General features: G+C 47.0%; 14 protein-coding genes. All 14 read left to right on the plus strand.

What is annotated here, in order from left to right; genetic code table 11:
- Positions 1–78: 78 nt before the first annotated feature.
- The 14 genes from J2Z65_RS31530 to hslO all read left to right on the plus strand — a co-directional run bounded on the left by J2Z65_RS31530 (position 79) and on the right by hslO (position 19,557).
- A complete protein-coding gene (locus tag J2Z65_RS31530) occupies positions 79–666 on the plus strand; it encodes a S1 domain-containing RNA-binding protein (RefSeq protein ID WP_167059160.1) in 588 nt (195 codons plus the stop codon).
- A 707-nt stretch (positions 667–1,373) separates the two neighbouring features.
- Positions 1,374–3,866: a stage II sporulation protein E gene (gene spoIIE, locus J2Z65_RS31535; protein WP_167059163.1), complete on the plus strand. Its 2,493-nt coding sequence runs from the start codon at positions 1,374–1,376 to the stop codon at positions 3,864–3,866.
- A 102-nt stretch (positions 3,867–3,968) separates the two neighbouring features.
- Positions 3,969–4,739 carry a class D sortase gene (locus tag J2Z65_RS31540; protein ID WP_167059166.1) on the plus strand — a complete coding sequence of 257 codons (771 nt, stop codon included), beginning with the start codon at positions 3,969–3,971 and terminating at the stop codon, positions 4,737–4,739.
- Between the two features lie 198 nt (positions 4,740–4,937).
- Positions 4,938–8,243, plus strand: a complete 3,306-nt coding sequence (locus J2Z65_RS31545) for an LPXTG cell wall anchor domain-containing protein (RefSeq protein WP_167059169.1) — start codon at positions 4,938–4,940, stop codon at positions 8,241–8,243.
- 161 nt (positions 8,244–8,404) lie between these two features.
- A complete protein-coding gene (locus J2Z65_RS31550) occupies positions 8,405–9,124 on the plus strand; it encodes a vWA domain-containing protein (RefSeq protein WP_167059237.1) in 720 nt (239 codons plus the stop codon).
- Positions 9,108–10,019 carry a protein kinase domain-containing protein gene (locus J2Z65_RS31555; RefSeq protein ID WP_167059172.1) on the plus strand — a complete coding sequence of 304 codons (912 nt, stop codon included), beginning with the start codon at positions 9,108–9,110 and terminating at the stop codon, positions 10,017–10,019. The genes J2Z65_RS31550 and J2Z65_RS31555 overlap by 17 nt, the downstream gene beginning before the upstream one ends.
- Before the next feature lie 36 nt (positions 10,020–10,055).
- Entirely contained in the window at positions 10,056–11,471 is a 1,416-nt protein-coding gene (tilS, locus tag J2Z65_RS31560) for a tRNA lysidine(34) synthetase TilS (protein ID WP_167059175.1), read from the plus strand.
- A 70-nt stretch (positions 11,472–11,541) separates the two neighbouring features.
- On the plus strand, positions 11,542–12,081 hold the full coding sequence (gene hpt, locus J2Z65_RS31565; RefSeq protein ID WP_167059178.1) for a hypoxanthine phosphoribosyltransferase: 540 nt from the start codon (positions 11,542–11,544) through the stop codon (positions 12,079–12,081).
- A gap of 97 nt (positions 12,082–12,178) precedes the next feature.
- Positions 12,179–14,131, plus strand: a complete 1,953-nt coding sequence (gene ftsH / locus J2Z65_RS31570) for an ATP-dependent zinc metalloprotease FtsH (protein WP_167059181.1) — start codon at positions 12,179–12,181, stop codon at positions 14,129–14,131.
- 202 nt (positions 14,132–14,333) lie between these two features.
- Positions 14,334–15,272 carry a quinolinate synthase NadA gene (nadA, locus tag J2Z65_RS31575; RefSeq protein ID WP_167059184.1) on the plus strand — a complete coding sequence of 313 codons (939 nt, stop codon included), beginning with the start codon at positions 14,334–14,336 and terminating at the stop codon, positions 15,270–15,272.
- Between the two features lie 152 nt (positions 15,273–15,424).
- Complete coding sequence (gene nadB / locus J2Z65_RS31580; RefSeq protein ID WP_167059187.1) at positions 15,425–17,035, plus strand: L-aspartate oxidase; 1,611 nt, start codon at positions 15,425–15,427, stop codon at positions 17,033–17,035.
- Position 17,036: 1 nt separating this feature from the next.
- Positions 17,037–17,906, plus strand: coding sequence for a carboxylating nicotinate-nucleotide diphosphorylase (nadC, locus tag J2Z65_RS31585; protein ID WP_167059190.1), 870 nt, complete (start codon positions 17,037–17,039; stop codon positions 17,904–17,906).
- The gene (locus J2Z65_RS31590; RefSeq protein WP_167059193.1) at positions 17,903–18,667 is read left to right on the plus strand and encodes a type III pantothenate kinase; all 765 of its coding nucleotides are present in this window, start codon (positions 17,903–17,905) and stop codon (positions 18,665–18,667) included. Before nadC ends, J2Z65_RS31590 begins: the two co-directional genes overlap by 4 nt.
- Before the next feature lie 23 nt (positions 18,668–18,690).
- A complete protein-coding gene (gene hslO / locus J2Z65_RS31595; RefSeq protein WP_167059196.1) occupies positions 18,691–19,557 on the plus strand; it encodes an Hsp33 family molecular chaperone HslO in 867 nt (288 codons plus the stop codon).
- Positions 19,558–19,573 lie beyond the last annotated feature (16 nt).

Consider the following 19,573-nt stretch of genomic DNA (forward strand, 5'->3'; position numbering starts at 1 on the left):
GTTGACCGTGGTTTCTGCATCGGTTATAATCGGCGTAGCCAGTGTTTTCAACATTTTAAGGGAGGAACATTTTACTTTATGGCAATTGAAGTTGGCACCAAGTTAGAGGGTAGAGTGACGGGGATTACTCACTTTGGAGCATTCGTCGAGCTTGCTGAAGGAGTTACCGGTCTTGTTCACATTTCGGAGATCGCGGACAATTATGTGAAGGACGTTAATGACCATTTAAAGCTGGAAGACAAAGTATTGGTCAAAGTGATTAACGTGGACAAGGATGGCAAGATCGGACTGTCGATCAAGCAAACGGTTGACAAGCCAGTTGAGGAAAGACCAGCTCGTCCTGAACGTACAGGTGGCAGCAGCTATCAAGGTCGCCCAAGCGGAGATCGTCCAGGTGGCTTCCAAGGTGGTCGTCCAAGCAGTGGTGGGGAACGCAGTGGTCCTCCAAGCGGTGGTCCAGGTGGTGGTCGTCCAGGCGGTGGCGGCTTCAATCGTGGTGGCGGCGGTGGCGGTCGCGGCGGCTTTAACAAGCAGCAAGGCGGAGCTAGACCGTTCTCGTTCGAAGATAAAGTATCTCGTTTCCTTAAAGATAGTGAAGAGCGGATTTCGTCTCTCAAGAAGAACACCGAGTCCAAACGCGGTGGCCGAGGCGGAAGAAGAGACTAATAGATGCAAATAATGAACCACATTCGCTTAAGCGGATGTGGTTTTTTATGTTGGTAGATAAGAAAGTATAGGTTTTATACTTTAGCTTCGCGTCTACCTTGACTAACGCGCTTGTCCTAAAAGGACGACGAAGTCATTTATCCTTGTGTGGCGGAGGAGTAAGGGTTCGGCAAGCTGTGGCAAGGGGTTGTGGGAAGGGAATTACAGTCCGCTATTTACCCGGAGATTACTCCTGCCACTCATGAGCGGGAACTATGGTTTGCTATTTAGCTGTCTTGGGCAGAAATGCGAGGGGATTTGGTAAATAAGGTCTTGTTGTTCTCCTTTGCAAGTCAAATCGGTAGAATGTGCTTATATAGCATACTCAAGTTCCCTTATATTTGCCTGAGTGAGGAATAGGAGGCTGAATGAGAGACTAGTGAAATAAACATTACCAAAACATTACAATTCATCGTACGGACTTTTACAATCGACATGGAGTTACGGGTATCTCCCCCATCTGCACGGCGAAAGTTCGGGGCAATCAGACTTTTGGATACGCTTCCATGGCGGTAAAGCGAGACGAGACAAGGGCTGAGGGCCGATGACACGGCCGGCGCGGCTTGTCGGAAATTTCTTTGAACCTATCAACTCATTCTGACAAACTTTCTGCTAGATTGTCTCTATACTAGAGAAACAAATAAGGGAAGAATGGATGGTGTTCAAGCATGCAAAGAAGAAGCCTAGGTGCGGTGATTGGTGGCGGATGGTCAGGGTTGTGGCAAAAAGCGAAAACAGGTGCACGCAATGCTGCAGTGGAAAATCGATTTGTTCAAGCCTTTGTGGCTAAGAAGTGGACTTTTCTCCTCATTGTAATGGCTTTCCTTCTTGGACGTGCGATGATTCTGGAACAGCTATCCCCGTTTGCTTTAGCGTTTATTGCAGTTATCTATTTTACGAGGAGAGATATCTTACACTATGTAGGTGTTGCGGCATTTGCCGGAAGCTTATTCTCTTTACATGCGAATACGGGTTATCTTGTGACGGAGATTATCGTGTTCCTGCTGATCCAAAAAGCGTTTGAGAAGTTTGAACGCTCGGATCTTTCATTGGCCCCGCTGCTCGTATTCAGTTCGACGTTCTTGGTTCAGCTGTTTGCAGAACTGGTAATTTCAAACTTAAGTTGGTATTCGCTTATGATGATTTCTGTAGAGGCACTGCTCAGTCTGGTGCTGACGTTAATTTTCATACAAGCAATTCCTGTATTCACACTCACCCGTAAAAACTATCATTTGAAACACGAGGAAATCATATGTTTAATTATCTTATTGGCTTCCGTTATGACGGGGACGGTGAGTTGGGTAATGGGGCCTGTCACGGTGGAGCATGTACTCTCCCGGTATTTGATTCTATTATTTGCCCTTGTAGGCGGAGCACCTTTCGGGGCCTCGGTTGGTGTTATTACAGGGCTAATTTTGAGCCTTGCGAATAGCAACGCCATTTACCAGATGAGCTTGCTGGCTTTCTCAGGCATGTTAGCTGGACTCCTAAAGGAGGGGAATCGTCTTGCTGTCGCTTTCGGCATGCTGTTGGGGTCCTCGATTTTATCGTTCTATCTAGGAACGAGCGCCGATGTCATCAATTCCGCGTGGGAATCGCTTGCCGCCGTTACGTTGTTCCTTCTCACGCCTCGGAGCCTGATTCTCACACTTGCCAAATATGTCCCGGGCACGCAGGAGAATCTCAAATCACAGCAGGACTACGCAAAGCGGGTCCGCGATGTAACGGCCAGCCGTGTGGAACAGTTCTCGGAAGTGTTTCGCCAGCTGTCTCGCAGCTTTAAGCAGTTAACGACAGATGATGCTGTAAATCGAAAGGAGGAGGAAGTTGGACATTTCATGAATGCGGTTGCGCAGAAAGCTTGCGATTCCTGCTGGAAAAAGAGCCAGTGCTGGGATCAGAAGTTTTACCAGACGTATACGTATATGACCGACATGATGACTAGTATCGAGACAAAGGAGAGTATGACGAAGAAGCAAATACCGCCAGAGTGGAAGAAAGTATGTAATAAGCCTGAGCAGGTGCTAGATGTGATGAAACAACAATACAGTTTATACAAAAATGATTTACACTGGAAAAAACAGATTATGGACAGCCGGCATCTCGTAGCGGATCAATTGTCTGGCGTCTCACAGGTGATGGAGGACCTGGCGAAGGAAATTAAGCGGGAAGGGCAGGAGTTGTTCCTTCAGGAAGAGCAAATCCGTAATGCGCTGGAGGAGCTGGGCTTATCTATTCATACGATCGATATTATTTCCTTGGATGAAGGAAATATTGAGATTGAAATCATTCATCAATACACGAAGGGCTTCGATGAATGCCGGAAAATCATTGCTCCGCTACTCAGCGAAATCATCGGCGAGAATGTCGCCGTGATGCGCGAGGAGATGCATGAGCGCGGCGAAGGCTACAGCACAGTCGTCTTCGGCTCGGCCAAAGAATACGAGGTTGAGACCGGGGTCGCCGGTGCAGCCAAAGGGGGCGACCTCTTCTCGGGCGACAGCTTCTCAACAGTGGAGCTGGGCAATGGTAAATATGCCGTGGCGCTTAGCGACGGCATGGGTAATGGCGAGCGGGCGCGGGCAGAGAGCCAGACTGCGCTTAGCATCCTGCAGCAGCTGCTGCAGTCGGGCATGGATGAGAAGCTCGCGATTAAATCGCTGAACTCCGTACTTATGCTCCGTTCCTCCGACGAGATGTACGCGACGGTAGATATGGCATTGATAGATATGTATAATGCAAATACAACGTTCATGAAAATCGGATCAACGCCGAGCTTCATTAAACGTGGAAATGAGGTCATATCGATCTCGGCGAATAACTTGCCCGTAGGGATTTTGAGCGAAATTGATGTCGATCTGGTTTCAATTCCTCTACAATCGGGAGATATCCTCGTCATGATGACGGATGGTATCTATGATGCGCCCGGTCATGCGGTGAACAAAGAGATGTGGATGAAGCGCATGATCCATGAAATTGATACCACTTTACCGCAAGAGTTCGCGGATTGTTTATTGGAACGGATTTTCCGCCACCATCATGGCGAAATTCAAGATGATATGACGGTCGTCGTTGCCCGCGTAGAAAAGCGGCAACCAGAGTGGGCTACGTTCCGCTGGCCGGGGATTACGCGCATGGAACGTCCCAAAACCGTCAGCTAGCCAGGTGGGAAAGTGAAGCTGTAACAGCTCATTTGCTGTTGCGGCTTTTTGGTTGTACAGGTAAGGATTCGTGGTGGGAAATTCGTGAAAGGCAGGCAGCTAATGATTAGGAAAACGATTTCGATAAGTTGCATCATCCTTGGCATCATGATTTTTCTGTACCCTTCCATAAATGATCGATATGAGAGCTACCTTCAGCAGAAGATTTTGAAGCAGTGGCAAGAAAATATGCAAGCAATGGATCAACTGGCGACCGAGGAGACGGAGACTGTGAGTGCTGGGGGTCCGGTAGATACTGTTAACGCTATAGGCGCTTCAGACACGGCAGATATAGCAAGTACAGTAAATACAGCAGATACTTCAAGTTCTTCAGGTTCCATTCCTTCAGCCGTTCCTGCAGCAGCCTTACAAACGAGTCAACCTTCGAAGGCGCAGCAGGCTACACCGAAAACAACTCCAATACTGCCAAAGAATATAGAGGGTGTGCTGCTTATTAAGAAAATAAATTTGAAGCTCCCAATTTTGACTGATGCAACGGTCGAGAATTTAAAAGTGTCCATTGCAAGCATGGCCCATACAGGTAAGCCCGGTGAGCTCGGCAACTATGCCATCGCCGGTCATAGGAACTTAACCTACGGGAAAAATTTCAACAGATTGGATGAAGTCGAGCTTGGGGACGTTATTCAGGTGGATACGGGGAGCAAATTGTTCGATTACATTGTGGATGGCAAGGAGTATGTCCTTCCTACTGACGTTTCAGTATTGAAAGGGAATGGCAAAGATCGAGAAATTACGCTAATCACCTGCGACCCTATGGTTAATCCGACGCATCGGTTAATAGTAAAAGCGAAAATGGTAGAATCAACAGGATAAATGACTGCAGTTTATAGCTGCAGGTCAAAGATGCTGAAACACAAACAGTATGTATACAATACATAACGTATCATATAATATAGACGTTGATACATAATGTATTGTATACTGTGGTTATTTTTGATACATTTTGTTTCAATGTTGTGGATTTCCCTTAATTTGTTCCAAATGTGAGTCAGGAATGGAGGTAACAAAAAAATGTTCAATAAGCAGACGAAGGTTTTGTTAATTGCTCTCTTAGTATTTATGCAAAGCATGTACGGGATTAGCTTTTCAACGAAAGTCGGTGCGACTGCGATTACAGAAGGTATTTTGGACAGTGTGTCTATGGCTGTATATAACAGTGCGGGACAAGTTGTGACGGACAATGTTTACGAGCAGGGGGCCAAAGTGAAGCTGGACTATACCTGGTCTCTGCCAAACGGCCATGTATACAGGGCCGGAGATACATATTCTTTTACGCTGCCGCAGCAATTTTTACTATTCAATGATGTCACCGGCAATCTGACGATGGGTGATGATCAGGTAGGAACGTTCCATGTTGACAGAGATAGCCATCTAGTAGTGATTACCTTCAACAATTTCATTGAAAGCCATGATAATGTGAAGGGGACTCTCACCTTTAACACACAGTTCAATAAAAGCCAAATTACGGGAAGCACCACACAAATTATTAAAATTCCGATTAATTCGGGAGAGCAGGTGTTTACTCTCACCTTCAAACCGACAGTTCCTTCTACAATAAGCAAAACAGGTACAGCTAAAGGGTTCAATGCGAAGCAAATTGATTGGACTGTTGATGTGAACAAGTCGCTGGACGTTATTCAGGGGGCCGTCGTAACAGATCCTATGCCTGCTGGATTGGCCGTTCCGGTAACAGTGGCTGTTTACGATTTAGATGTCCACTTGGATGGCACAATGGTGCAAGGGGGATTGTTGGATAGCAGTAAGTATACGGTGAGTACAGAGGGAAATGCTCTTTCCTTACATTTTACAGACAGTCCGATTGTTTCTGCCTACCGCATTCAATACTCGACGCCAATCGTGGACTCAACCAAAGGGTCATTTGTGAATACCGCCACTTTGGCAGGAAGCAACAAAACTCCTGTCCAGGCATCTGCAACGGTCGCCGTACAGCATGGAAATCCGCTTGATAAGACATCAACCGAATACATTTCCACTACTCAGACCATTCGCTGGGCAATCAAGTATAACTATAACGAAGGGACTATTGCGCAGGAGGCAGCATCGCTAACAGACTTATACAATGACACCCAAGATTTGGTGCCGGGTTCACTTAAAGTCTTTCCGGTAACGTTCAATTCCGCTGGCGGCGAGGTGCTCGGCAGTGAACTGCCTGCTTCGGAATATACGTTGACGCCACTGGAAGCCCAAGCTAAGAAAGGTTTCAAGCTGCTGTTTAATAACGATATTTCATCGGCTTATACCATCATTTATCAGACTAAAGCGAACACTCCCGTTATCGATAATGCGACCATAACCAACCAAGTTACTTCCGGCAGCGGAATAGTTAAAACGGCCACAAAGCCTATCATACAGGTAGCTATTGTCAAAACAGTCGGAGCTGTAGATTATGTGGCTCAGACTGTTGGATGGAACCTAACCATTAACGGGGATAGTCAGGAAATGAGCCATGTTATTTTGAATGATACATTTCCGAACAAAGGCCTCCGTCTTCTCCCAGATTCGTTGGTCATTAAAAAGGGCGCCACTATACTAGATCCAACAGAGTATACAGTCGATAGTTCGGTGGCCCTTGACGAAGGCTTGAAAATTACATTTGCGAATACCCTTACTAGTCCTATTACAATTAGCTACAAAACAGAGTTTAATCTGGATTGGATTCAACCTGCTGGTAGCATAAACTACTTCCTTAATTCGGCTAAAATAAACTGGATTGATCGTTCTGAGGTTGCGCAATCCAAAACAGTGATGGCAAAGTTTGAACCAAGGGACGAGGTCAAAAACAACGGATTTAAAAACGGAACGTATGATTTAAATTCAAAACAGATTACATGGAATGTAGGGTTTAACTACAACGGTAAAACGCTTGAAGCAGCCATGCTCGAAGATTTTTTAGAATCAAATCAAAAGTTGGTAGACAGTTCCAATGGTTCCGTTACTTTTAACGTCTATCACATGAATGTCCAGGCGAATGGCGCAACTACTATCGGCTCGACTGTAGATCGACTCAGCTATGACTACCACGTAGATGCTAACAATAAGCTCGTCGTGACATTTAAACAGCCAATTTCAGGGCCGTATTATTTAGTCTTTAAAACGAGTCTTGAGGGTCAGCTTCTTAATAGTACAGTTAAGAATACGGCCAAATTATTTGATGGGGATAAGCCTGTATCGAATGATCTTACAGCTTCTGTTCCTATTCCGCACGGGGGAGAGTATGTTAGCAAAGAGGGGCTGCAGAGCGGTGACAAAATAAACTGGAAGATTACCATCAATCGTGGACAATCCACAGTATTTGACGCTGCCATCTTGGATACACCGACAGTAAATCAGGTATTGCTTCCGGATTCATTCCATCTCTTTGCGACTACTGGTGATTTAATTAAGGGTGCGGAGTTAACGAAGGATAGGGACTATACGGTGACATTTCAAACGTACGGCGACGGCAAGCAGACGTTTGAATTAAGGTTTGCTAATGAGATTAGGTCAGCCTATATCTTGGAATATCAGTCCTTGATTGCTGCCAATGATAAAGATACTGTTTCCAATAAAGTCAGTTTTAGCGGTAACAATGAAATAACGGTCACGAAAGAAACCGTGCAGGATATACTGGTAGGTGTCTCGAGCGGTTCCGGCACAGGCAGCGGTGTCAGAGGGGCTTTATCGGTTAAGAAAGTGGATGCAGCGGACAGGAACCTACTGCTTGGCGGAGCAACCTTCGAATTGTACCGTAAGTCCGGTGAAACCAAGTATCTCATTCGCACAGTGACCACGAATGCGACAGGGACAGCTGACTTTACCGGCTTGCTGGCTGGTGAATATGTTGTGAAGGAAACCATATCTCCTGCCGGATATGTGCTAAACTCTATTGAACGTCCTATAACACTTCATTCGGCGGAGAACTTGGTAATAACCGTCACCAATGAAAGGTCGAACGAAACGGGGCCGTCCGCTCCGCCAGGACCGTCAGGTCATGGTTCGAGGTCCGAGTCAAGCCCGACCCCGAGCGCTTCACCCATACCGAAGCCAAGCGTGAAGCCGGCTCCAACTGTTTCTCCAAGCCCGAGTCCTAGTCCATCGCCAAAACCATCGACAGGACCGACTCCTTCTGCCAGTCCCGAACCGACGGCACCGGTTATTCCAGTGAAGGATGATAACGACGCGGGAGGGAATCAGCCTGGTAATCACGCAGAAACACTCCCTGTAACGGGAGAGTCCAGCCACACATTTGTAAAACTGGCGGGCCTAGCTTTGATTCTATCGGGTTTTCTATTGAGAAGAAGATGGCGTAAACCATAATTCCCATTGTATTTTTGCAAAAACAGTCAGTCGCACTCATCGGCTGGCTGTTTTTCGCGGTTCTTCCTGCCTCATGATTAGAGCCTCTCAAAAATGGAAAAACTAGGAGAAGAGCTACTAGAGAGCAAAACTTTTCTTGAGCCAGGGAGGTAAATATCATGATGAAACAGATTTTGTTAATTACAGACGGGTGCTCGAATGTTGGCGTGAGCCCGGTCATTGCGGCTGCACAAGCGCATACAGAAGGAGTTACGGTAAATGTCATCGGTGTAGTCGACCAGGGAGAACTAGGCATGCTAGGCTCTGAAGAGATTCGAGAGATTGCCGCGGCAGGCGGCGGGATGAGCCGAATAGTCAATTCGGGCCAACTGTCCCAAACGGTTCAGATGATGACGCGCAAAACGGTAACGACAACGATCCAGCATGCCGTAGGTAAAGAATTGCAAAGTATTTTGGGGATTAATCAATTAGAGCAACTTCCGCCAGAGAAGCGGGCAGAGGTAGTTCAAGTGATCGATTCGATGAGTGAGACCACTTCCCTTCGCGTTGCGCTTTTAATAGATGCTAGTGCTAGTATGAAACCTAAGCTTGCGGCAGTCCGGGAAGCCATTCATGATCTTCTGCTAAGTCTAAGAGCCCGAAGCGGCAAAAGTGAGTTAGCGGTGTTTCACTTCCCTTCAACCAAAACGAGAGACCAAGAGCTGGAGATGGATCTCAGTTGGACGAATCAACTTGCAAATTTAGACAAGATGTTCTATAAAATAAACATGAAGGGTACGACTCCGACAGGTCCGGCGCTCCTGCAAACGTTGCAGTTCGTGACGGAGAAGCCTGTCACACCAACGACCGAGGATGGGATGCTGAGTGACTACGTGGTATGAGGAAGCCTTCCGTCCAGGGGCAGAGATCCAAGGCAAATGGAACGGCCACAGCTATGTGGTCGAACGTTTATTAGGCGCTGGCTCTAACGGTGTTGTGATTCTCGTACGAAGAGGAACGGCCCGATTTGCGTTGAAAGCAGGACATGAAACGGTAGACCATCAGTCGGAGATTAACTCGCTTCTCGCTATATCGCTCACAAATACATCTTTTAAGAATTTTTTGATCGATGCGGATGATATGAACGTACGCGGGAAGGATATTTCTTTCTATGTCATGCGGTATATTGATGGAATGACCATCTCTCATTTTATACATAAGCGTGGACAGGATTGGATTTATGTTATCGGCTCTAATCTGCTTCGCAAGCTAACCGAGATCCATAAGAGTGGCTATGTGTTCGGGGATTTGAAGATAGAAAATATGATCGTATCCAACTATGGCGATGTGGACCTCATTGATTTTGGCGGGGTGACGCCGAAGGGCAGGGCCATTAAACAACTAACGGAAGTGTACGATCGCGGCTTTTGGAACATGGGGGAGCGGGTAGCGGAGGAGAGCTATGATTTATTTTCATTTGCCATTTTACTTTTAAAATCGCTCGATCAGCGCCATCGCTTCACGGCAATTAACAAAATGCTGCCTCAGAACAGAGACATGAATCAACTTACGGCAATTATGCGTGAGAGTCCGGCCGCTGCTCAGATCGCGCCTTTTCTTCAAAAGGCTTTGAAAGGTGAATTTGGCACCTCGCAGGAGGCTTATCATTATTGGAGAAAGCTTATTTCGGGCAAAAAGCTTGCGCAGCCCACGCTCAAAATGCCATGGCTGAAAATTTGCTTCGCCGCTTCTATTTTTATTTTTGGAGCTACAGTCTATATGTATTGGCTGAATTAACGATTAGGGAAAGCGCAAGTCAGAAAGGAAGACAGAATGGAAATCGATCTTGTCGCCGTGGTGCGGCAGCGAATAACAGAAGAGAAACTGGCGGATCCGGGAGATGTCGTCGTCGTTGCGGTTTCAGGAGGACCTGATTCCGTGGCGCTGCTTCATGTCCTTTTTACGCTGGCGGAAAGCTTCAGCTGGAAGCTGGTCGTAGCTCATGTGAATCATCAGTTCCGTGGAGCGGAGTCGGATGCAGAAGCTTCCTTCGTAATGGAGCTGGCGAAGAGTCTGGGCCTCCCTTGCGAAATCGGCGTGATCGATGTGCCGGCTTATATAGAGGAAACATCGCTCAACGGACAAGCAGCCGCGCGTGAAAAACGGTATGATTTCCTGCATCAAGTTGCTGCTGACTACAGGGCGCAGCGAATTGCTTTTGCTCATCATGCGGATGATCAAGCGGAGACGGTTTTGATGAGAATCCTTCGTGGAACGGGTCCGTCAGGGCTTGTCGGCATGCCGGAACGCAGACGCGAAAAAAAAATGGAACTGATTCGTCCTTTTTTACGTATATACAAATCAGATATTGTGAATTATTGCTTTCAGCATGAAATTAGGTATTGCAAAGACAGCAGCAATGAGCTGCGGAAGTACTTTCGTAATCAAATTCGGCTTGATGTAATGCCGATGCTGAAGCAGTATAATGAACAACTTCCGGAATCGCTGAATCGATTGACGGACATGATGCGCGCTGAGGATGATTATATGGCGGAGGAAACCGAACAGGTTTTGCGCCGGATTGCGACTTTTCGGGGAGCGGTTTGCCGTCTGCAACGAAGTGATTTCACCGGACTGCACGTTGCTTTACAAAGGCGTTTGATTAAATTAATATTAAACTGTCTTTGTTTGGGAATGGACCGGCTGGAATTTAACCGGATTGAAAGTGTCCGCGAGTTGATCTTACAGGATCAGGTTTCTAATCAAGTACTGCAGGTTCATGATGCGCTTTATATTGTGAGAGAATATGAAGACATTCAATTTCAAACATTTGCTCCTACGCCGAAGCCTTATACATACGAGATCGGATTAGATACAGATGGGCTGAACCTGCCAGAAATAGAGGCCAAACTGTACATCTCTAGGATGCCCGTCAGTTCGATAGAGACAGCTGATTTGCTCTCATCGGCAACGGACGTATTTTTGGATCTGGATCAACTTCAGATGCCGCTCGCTATTCGGAGCCGCCGGTCTGGAGATCGATTGGAACCGCATGGTTTAAACGGGTCCAAAAAGGTAAAAGATATGTTCATTGATGCCAAAATGCCGCTAAGTCGGCGCGATGTCATCCCGTTACTGGTCGATGCTTCCGGACAGATCCTCTGGGTTGCCGGCTTTCGAAGGTCCAAGCACGCTCTTGTTGGACCCGATACGGAACGTGTGCTTCATCTGAAGCTCGTGCTGAGGTAACATGCGTAAATTTCGTTCTTCTAGAATGTAAATTTATAAGGATTCATAATATAAACTAGGGGGTTCATCCTTGTACAGCGACATTCAAGAAGTTCTTTTCAGTGAAGAACAGATTCAAGAAAAGATTAAAGAATTAGGAGAGAAACTCTCCAACGATTTCGAAGGCAAGAATCCATTGGTTATTTGTGTGCTTAAGGGAGCTTTTATTTTCATGGCTGACCTTGTCAAGCAGATCAGAGTGCCGTTGGAACTCGATTTCATGGCCGTTTCGAGCTATGGTCAATCCACGAAGTCATCCGGTGTTGTTAAGATCATCAAAGATCTTGACGTTCCCGTAGAAGGGCGTCACATTCTTATCGTGGAGGACATTATCGATAGCGGTTTAACGCTGAGTTATCTGATAGATGTACTAGAGCGACGCAATGCGAAGACGATTTCGGTCGTTGCGCTGTTTAATAAACCGGCACGCAGAACCGTTGAACTCGAACCTGATTACGCAGGTTATGTGCTTCCTGATGAGTTCATTGTCGGATATGGTCTAGATTATGCAGAGAAATACCGTAACCTTCCATTTGTCGGCATATTGAAACCAGAGATTTATACTACTTAATGTCATATCTCCGGGCTTCTTCAATGCGGTTATGTTGTAGTGCTTTACCGGGATATGGTAAAATAATAAAAGTGTGCCGTTCGAGAGGAGGCTTGGGATGAATCGAATTATCCGGAATACCGGTTTTTATTTACTTATATTTTTGGTAACAGTAGGTATCGTCCATTTCATCAGTACCCAAAACGAACAAAAGGAATTAATAACTTACGATAAATTCCGCCAAGCAGTCGTTAACAAGAATGTGGAATCCGTAACGTTGAAGTTCGATGGTTACACGTATTTGATTAAAGGTAAGTACATTAACCCCCCAAGCGGTGCGGATAAGAAGAGCTTTGAAACTCACGCTCCGTATGAGCCTTTGGTCGTTCAGTTGATCGAAGCGAATGGCGTCCCTACGGAAACGTATGAGACGATGGAGAGGGATAGCGTTTGGATTAGCTTCCTTACATCCATTATCCCATTCGTTATTATCTTCATCTTGTTTTTCTTCCTGCTGAATCAAGCGCAAGGTGGCGGCGGCAAAGTCATGAACTTCGGCAAAAGCCGTGCCCGCTTATATAATGAGGAGAAGAAGCGTGTCACATTTGAAGACGTGGCGGGCGCGGATGAAGAAAAGCAAGAATTGGTCGAGGTTGTTGAATTCCTCAAAGATCCACGGAAATTCGCAGCAGTCGGCGCCAGAATCCCCAAAGGGGTTCTGCTCAATGGTCCTCCGGGAACGGGTAAAACATTGCTTGCACGGGCTGTTGCCGGTGAAGCAGGCGTACCGTTCTTCAGTATCTCAGGTTCTGACTTCGTGGAAATGTTCGTCGGTGTCGGCGCATCCCGTGTGCGTGACTTGTTCGAGAATGCGAAGAAGAACTCGCCTTGTATCATTTTCATTGATGAGATCGATGCTGTCGGTCGTCAACGTGGCGCTGGCTTAGGCGGCGGACATGACGAGCGTGAGCAAACCCTCAATCAGTTGCTTGTTGAGATGGACGGGTTTGGCGCGAACGAAGGCATCATTATCGTTGCAGCAACGAACCGACCGGATATTCTTGACCCGGCGTTACTGCGTCCAGGCCGTTTCGACCGTCAAATCACGGTTGACCGTCCGGATATTAAAGGCCGCGAAGCTGTACTGAAAGTACATGCACGCAATAAGCCGCTTGCCAAAGATGTGAAACTCGACGCTTTGTCCCGTTACACAACTGGATTTACAGGCGCTGACCTAGAGAATCTATTGAATGAAGCAGCTTTAATTGCTGCTCGTCGTAACCGTAAAGATATTTCCATGGCTGAAATCGAGGAAGCTTTTGACCGTATCATTGTAGGTACGCAGAAGAAAAGCCGAATTATCAGCGATTCTGAGAAGCGTATCGTCGCTTATCATGAAGCCGGACACGCAATCATTGGTTATCATGCGGAAAATGCAGATATGGTGCACAAAGTGACAATTGTTCCGCGCGGACGCGCTGGCGGTTACGTCATGATGCTGCCCAAAGAAGGCGAAGACCGTATGATGCAGACGAAGAACGAGCTGTTGGATAAAGTGACAGGACTCCTCGGAGGCCGCGTTGCCGAAGAATTATTTATCGGTGAGATCGGCACAGGGGCTTACAGTGACTTCCAGAAGGCAACCGGAATCGTTCGCCGCATGATTATGGAATACGGGATGAGCGATAAGCTTGGACCGATGCAGTTCGGCAGTTCGCAAGGTCAAGTGTTCTTGGGCCGCGACATCGGCCATGAACAAAACTACAGTGATGCGATCGCTTATGAGATTGACCAAGAGATGCAAAGCTTTATCCGCACTTGTTATGACCGTGCGCGTGCGATTCTTACGGAGCATGCCGATCAGATGCATCTCGTAGCCAAAACGCTGCTTGAGAAAGAAACGCTCGATAAAGACGAAATTATTGAGCTTCTGGAAAAAGGCAGACTGAACGCTAGCGGGGATGACGAGGACGTTAAAGTGAACATCCAGCCTCAAAGCCAAGCAAATGACAGCAACAAATTAGAGTTCGAAAAAGATAAAGATCCGAATCCAGATCAATCCGAAGAGTAACAAGCAATGGCAACTCGTAAATCCGGTGTACACGTCAGGTGTACCCGGATTTTTCTGGTTATTTCGGCTTTTTTACGCATTGACAGGGGATGCTGGAATGTGTAAATTAGTTGTAAATCTCTAATTTTACAAAGGTTAGATCATACTACTTTTAGATGGTTATGAAATACACTTTACATCCCAGACAGGGGAGGAAGCATCCATGGAAGCTTTAGCACTAGAGCGTAAAGCGGAGCAGAACCGTGAGTTGAAAGAGCGGTTGCTTCAATTGAAGAAAGAACGGAATGCTATTATTCTTGCTCATTATTATCAGCGTGACGAGGTTCAAGAAGTTGCCGATTTCCGGGGGGATTCCTTTTTGCTCGCGCAAAAGGCGGCACAAACAGATGCAGATGTCATTGTTTTTTGCGGCGTTCATTTCATGGGCGAAAGCGCTAAAATTTTGGCCCCGAACAAAACGGTAATTATTCCGGATGAACGTGCAGGCTGCCCGATGGCGGATATGGTGAATGTTGAAGGTCTTCGCGCCTTGAAACGCCAGCATCCAAAAGCTAAAGTCGTTGCTTACATTAATACGTCAGCTGATGTGAAATCAGAAACAGATATTTGCTGCACATCTGCAAATGCCATAAATGTTATTAATTCCGTCGATTCGGATGAGATCATCTGGGTGCCGGATAAAAATTTGGGCGACTATGTATCAAAATTCACAAGCAAAAAAGTGATCATCTGGGAAGGCTATTGCAACACGCATGATATGCTGACCGTCAAAGATGTGGAAGAAATGAAAGCGCAGTATCCGAATGCGCAATTCGTTGTTCATCCGGAGTGCCGGCCAGAAGTTGTGAAACTGGGCGATTTCGTAGGAAGCACGACAGCGATTATTAAATATTGCAAAGAGTCAGACTGCAAGGAGTTTATTGTTGGGACGGAAGATGGGACTGGCTATCAATTGCGTTTGGATAGCCCGGACAAGCAATTCCACTTTGCAACCAAATACTTGGTCTGTCCGAATATGAAAGTGAACAATTTGAAGAAAATTGTGAAATGTCTTGAAACGATGCAGCCAGAGATTTATGTACCCACGGATGTAGCCGATAAAGCAAGATTGTCCTTAGAGCGCATGTTACAAGTAAAGTAGCATGCGCTACTCTCTTGTTTAATTGAAAGAAAGCATCAATTCGTATGGTTATCTGTTTTGATAGTTAGGTACCCTCGCGAAGGAACAGAATCTATTATATTCCCGGATTCTGTTTCTTTGCGAGAATTAATGGTGAAGAACGGGTGAGCGGCATGATTCCTAGATACCTCGTAGATGTAGATTTAAATTCCATTCCTCATGTACATACAGATGTAATTGTGATTGGCGCAGGTATTGCAGGATTGTTTACAGCTCTGCGCGCTAGTGAAAATAAGAAAGTTCTGATGATTACGAAGAAATCGCTCCTCGACAGTAACACCCGCTATGCACAAGGTGGGATAGCAGCTGTTATTTCCGACGAGGATTCACCTGAATATCATATGCAGGATACTTTGATCGCCGGCGCCGGCCTATGCTCGCCAGAGGCTGTTGACGTTCTTGTTCACGAAGGACCTAACGGCGTTCAGGATCTGATTCGGATGGGGACTAAATTCGATCTGGAGAACGGAGAGTTCGCTCTGACCAAAGAAGGAGCTCACAGCCAGCGCCGCATTCTGCACGCGCACGGCGACGCTACCGGCGCCGAAATTGTACGAGCTCTTTCGGAACGCACGAAACAGGATCCGAACATTGAGATCTGGGACGATCACTTCGTGATCGACCTCATTACACAAGATGGCGAGTGCTACGGCGCACTTGTCCAGAAGCCGGGCGGCCAGCGGGTTTTTGTCCGCGGCAACGCCACGATTCTTTGCTCCGGCGGTGCGGGGCAGTTGTTCCGCTACACGACCAACCCGGATATCGCGACCGGTGACGGCATCGCGATTGCGTATCGCGCAGGAGCGCAAATTCAAGACGTGGAATTCGTTCAATTCCACCCAACAGCGCTTTGCTACCCAGGTGCTCCGCGCTTTCTTATCTCCGAAGCGGTACGCGGCGAGGGGGCTTATCTCCGCAACATTAAAGGGGAGCGCTTCATGGAGCGGTATCATCCGCAACTTGAGCTGGCCCCTAGGGATGTTGTAGCTCGTGCTATTGTGGATGAGATGGAGTCTTGCAAATCGACCTTTGTTTATATTGATATCACACACGAATCCGAGGAGCTAATTAAACATCGGTTTCCAACGATTTATGAGTACTGCTTGAATTATGGTCTAGACATGAGCACAGACTGGATTCCGGTTGCTCCGGCAGCCCATTATATGATGGGTGGCGTTAAGACCGATTTGCATGGTGAAACGCATGTCCGCCGTCTTTTCGCTTGTGGTGAGGTGTCTTCTACAGGGGTACATGGCGCTAACCGCTTAGCTAGTAATTCTTTATCGGAAGCTATCGTTTTCGGTAGGAGGATCATAGAACGTATTCAAGAGCTTCCGCCTCTGGAAGGTGACATTCACATTCGGGCAGAGTCAGAAGCGCCAAGAACAGAGATTCCTAATCAGGCAGTTGTCGAAAAGAAGCTGAAACTGCAGAAAGTCATGCTGCGCTACGCCGGACTGAAGCGTTCGGCCAAAGGCCTGCAAAAAGGTCACGATGAGCTGTCCAGACAGCTGTCCATTTTTGATTCCTTGATGACAAAACGTGAAGATTATGAGTTTGCCAATTTACTGAACTGTGCTTTGCTTACGACAATGGCGGCATTAGGACGTGAGGAAAGTCGGGGCGGTCATTACCGTGAGGATTTCCCGGAACGTGATGATCATGCTTGGAAGAAGCATATTGTTTTTAAGCGCGGGGAAGATAGCATTGAGGAGTGGATTTAATATGCTGGATTTAAATATGGAACTGATTCGTAAACATATTCGGCTTTGGTTAGAAGAAGATATTGGCACCGGTGATGTCACGACTCTGACAACGATCCCTTTGGACCATGCGTCCAAAGGGATTATCCACGTCAAAGAAGACGGAATCGTATGCGGTCTGCGGATCGCACAAGAAGTGTTTGCAGTCATCGACCCTTCCCTTCGTTTTGAAACAAAAGTGGTGGAAGGATCGTCTGTTAATAAAGGGACTATATTAGCTGAAGTGGAAGGAAACACCCGAAACATTCTGCTTGGTGAACGTTTGAGTCTTAACCTCATGCAAAGATTGTCGGGTATCGCGACCAAGACGCGGGAATTTGTTGATGCGCTGGAGGGTTTGCCAACACGACTTGTAGACACACGGAAGACAACGCCGGGCCACAGGTTGCTTGAGAAATATGCCGTCCGCGTAGGTGGCGGTCATAATCATCGTTTTGGCTTATATGATGCAGTGATGATTAAGGATAACCACATTAAGGGCGCTGGCGGTATCACCCAGGCGGTTCAGGCGGCTAGGCAGCAGATTCCTCACACCATGAAAATTGAGGTAGAGGTCGAAGACTTTGATCAACTGCATGAAGCGTTATCGTCTGGAGCAGACATTATTATGCTGGATAATATGGCACCCGTTAAGATGAAGGAAGCCGTTTCCATAATTAAAAGCAAAGCTCCGCATATTGTAGTAGAGGGCTCGGGATCAGTAACCCCACAGACCATCAAAGCTATGGCAGAATCGGGCGTAGATGTGATCTCAGTTGGACGGTTGACGTACTCAGTCTCAGCGCTGGATATTTCACTTGACCTCAATGAACGGAAGGGGACGGCGTTATGATTCTCGTTATCGATGTTGGGAATACGAACATTGTACTCGGTCTTTATAAAGGACGTACGCTCCTGCACCATTGGCGGGTAAGCACGAACCGTTCGGCCACTGTTGATGAGTACGGCATGCAGCTGTACAGCCTGTTCCAACACTCAGGGATCAAATTCAGCGAAGTTGAAGGTGTCATTGTCTCTTCAGTCGTCCCTCCACTCGTCAGTGTGATGGAAAACCTTTGTCTGCACTATTTAAAAAGGACGCCATTTACAGTGGGCCCCGGCATAAAGACAGGATTGAACGTGCGAGTAGATAATCCCAAAGAGGTTGGGGCTGATCGCATTGTGAATGCTGTGGCGGCGCTTGAACTTTATGGGGCACCTTGTATCATTGTTGATTTCGGAACAGCGACAACTTACGACTATATCGATCCTGCCCAGCAGCTTGTGGGGTGCGCCATTGCGCCGGGAATCGGTATTTCAACAGAAGCCTTATATCAAAAGGCGGCGAAGCTGCCGCGCATCGAGCTCGTGAAGCCGAAGAGCGTTGTAGGTAGAAACACGGTGACGGCGATGCAGGCGGGCATTATTTACGGCTACGTAGGCCAGGTTGATGGAATCGTAGAGCGTGTAAAACAGGAGTTTAATGTAAATCCTACCGTCATAGCAACGGGGGGACTTGCAGAATTGATCTCCAGTGAATCCCGTACGATTCAAATTGTGAATCCCTTGTTGACACTGCAAGGTTTACAAATGATTTATGAGAAAAATGCATAAGCTGTTTAAGGAAAGGAAGTAACATGGGCGATTATTTAATTCGAGGAACGGCCCTTCAGGGAAGAGTTCGTGCTTTTGCGGTACAAACGACCGACCTCACAGATGAACTTAGCCGAAGACACCAAACGACCCCGACAGCCACAGCGGCTTTAGGAAGAACGGCAGCAGCAGGTCTACTCCTGGGAGCTATGCTCAAAGGGGAGGAACATCTCATTGTTCAAGTCAAAGGTGATGGTCCAATCGGTCAGATTGTGGTTGATGCCAATGCCAAGGGCGAGGTGCGCGGTTATGTGGATAATCCGCTTGTTGATCCTCCTCTCAAAGAGAATGGCAAGCTTGACGTTGCCGCTGCAGTGGGAACGGAAGGCTTTTTGTACATAACCAAAGATTTAGGACTTAAAGAGCCGTATAAAGGCAGTACGCCACTAATTACCGGTGAATTAGCTGAGGATTTCACTTACTATTTTGCAAAGTCGGAGCAGACGCCTTCCGCTGTTGCGCTGGGTGTATTGGTCAATACGGATCACTCCATCCTTGCTGCCGGCGGGTTCGTCATTCAATTGCTTCCTGGATTAGATGACAAGGAGATCGGGGAAATCGAGGAAATGCTCTCGCGTATCCCATCCTTCACAAGTATGCTCGGCGGGGGGCTGAACCTGGAGGAAATTCTGCAAACGGTATTGCCTTCTTTTCAAAAGCTAGATGAGATGGACGTTATGTTCCGTTGCAAGTGCAGCCGGGAGAGGATCGAAGCCACACTGATTTCATTAGGAAAAGATGAGCTTCAAGAAATTCTGGATGACGAAGGTTTCGCCGAAGTCGTGTGTCACTTCTGCAATGAAGCGTATCGCTACAATGAAGAAGAGCTGCAACGGATGATTAACCAGTAGATCGGCAGCACTATGG

The organism is Paenibacillus aceris (assembly GCF_017874035.1).
GTDB lineage: Bacteria > Bacillota > Bacilli > Paenibacillales > NBRC-103111 > Paenibacillus_E > Paenibacillus_E aceris.

Excerpts from the sequence above, each read along its gene's own strand:
- J2Z65_RS31530 (WP_167059160.1), top strand. The coding sequence starts at position 79 with ATGGCAATTGAAGTTGGCACCAAGTTAGAGGGTAGAGTGACGGGGATT.
- spoIIE (WP_167059163.1), top strand. The coding sequence starts at position 1,374 with ATGCAAAGAAGAAGCCTAGGTGCGGTGATTGGTGGCGGATGGTCAGGG.
- J2Z65_RS31540 (WP_167059166.1), top strand. The coding sequence starts at position 3,969 with ATGATTAGGAAAACGATTTCGATAAGTTGCATCATCCTTGGCATCATG.
- J2Z65_RS31545 (WP_167059169.1), top strand. The coding sequence starts at position 4,938 with ATGTTCAATAAGCAGACGAAGGTTTTGTTAATTGCTCTCTTAGTATTT.
- J2Z65_RS31550 (WP_167059237.1), top strand. The coding sequence starts at position 8,405 with ATGAAACAGATTTTGTTAATTACAGACGGGTGCTCGAATGTTGGCGTG.
- tilS (WP_167059175.1), top strand. The coding sequence starts at position 10,056 with ATGGAAATCGATCTTGTCGCCGTGGTGCGGCAGCGAATAACAGAAGAG.
- ftsH (WP_167059181.1), top strand. The coding sequence starts at position 12,179 with ATGAATCGAATTATCCGGAATACCGGTTTTTATTTACTTATATTTTTG.
- nadA (WP_167059184.1), top strand. The coding sequence starts at position 14,334 with ATGGAAGCTTTAGCACTAGAGCGTAAAGCGGAGCAGAACCGTGAGTTG.
- nadB (WP_167059187.1), top strand. The coding sequence starts at position 15,425 with ATGATTCCTAGATACCTCGTAGATGTAGATTTAAATTCCATTCCTCAT.
- nadC (WP_167059190.1), top strand. The coding sequence starts at position 17,037 with ATGCTGGATTTAAATATGGAACTGATTCGTAAACATATTCGGCTTTGG.
- J2Z65_RS31590 (WP_167059193.1), top strand. The coding sequence starts at position 17,903 with ATGATTCTCGTTATCGATGTTGGGAATACGAACATTGTACTCGGTCTT.
- hslO (WP_167059196.1), top strand. The coding sequence starts at position 18,691 with ATGGGCGATTATTTAATTCGAGGAACGGCCCTTCAGGGAAGAGTTCGT.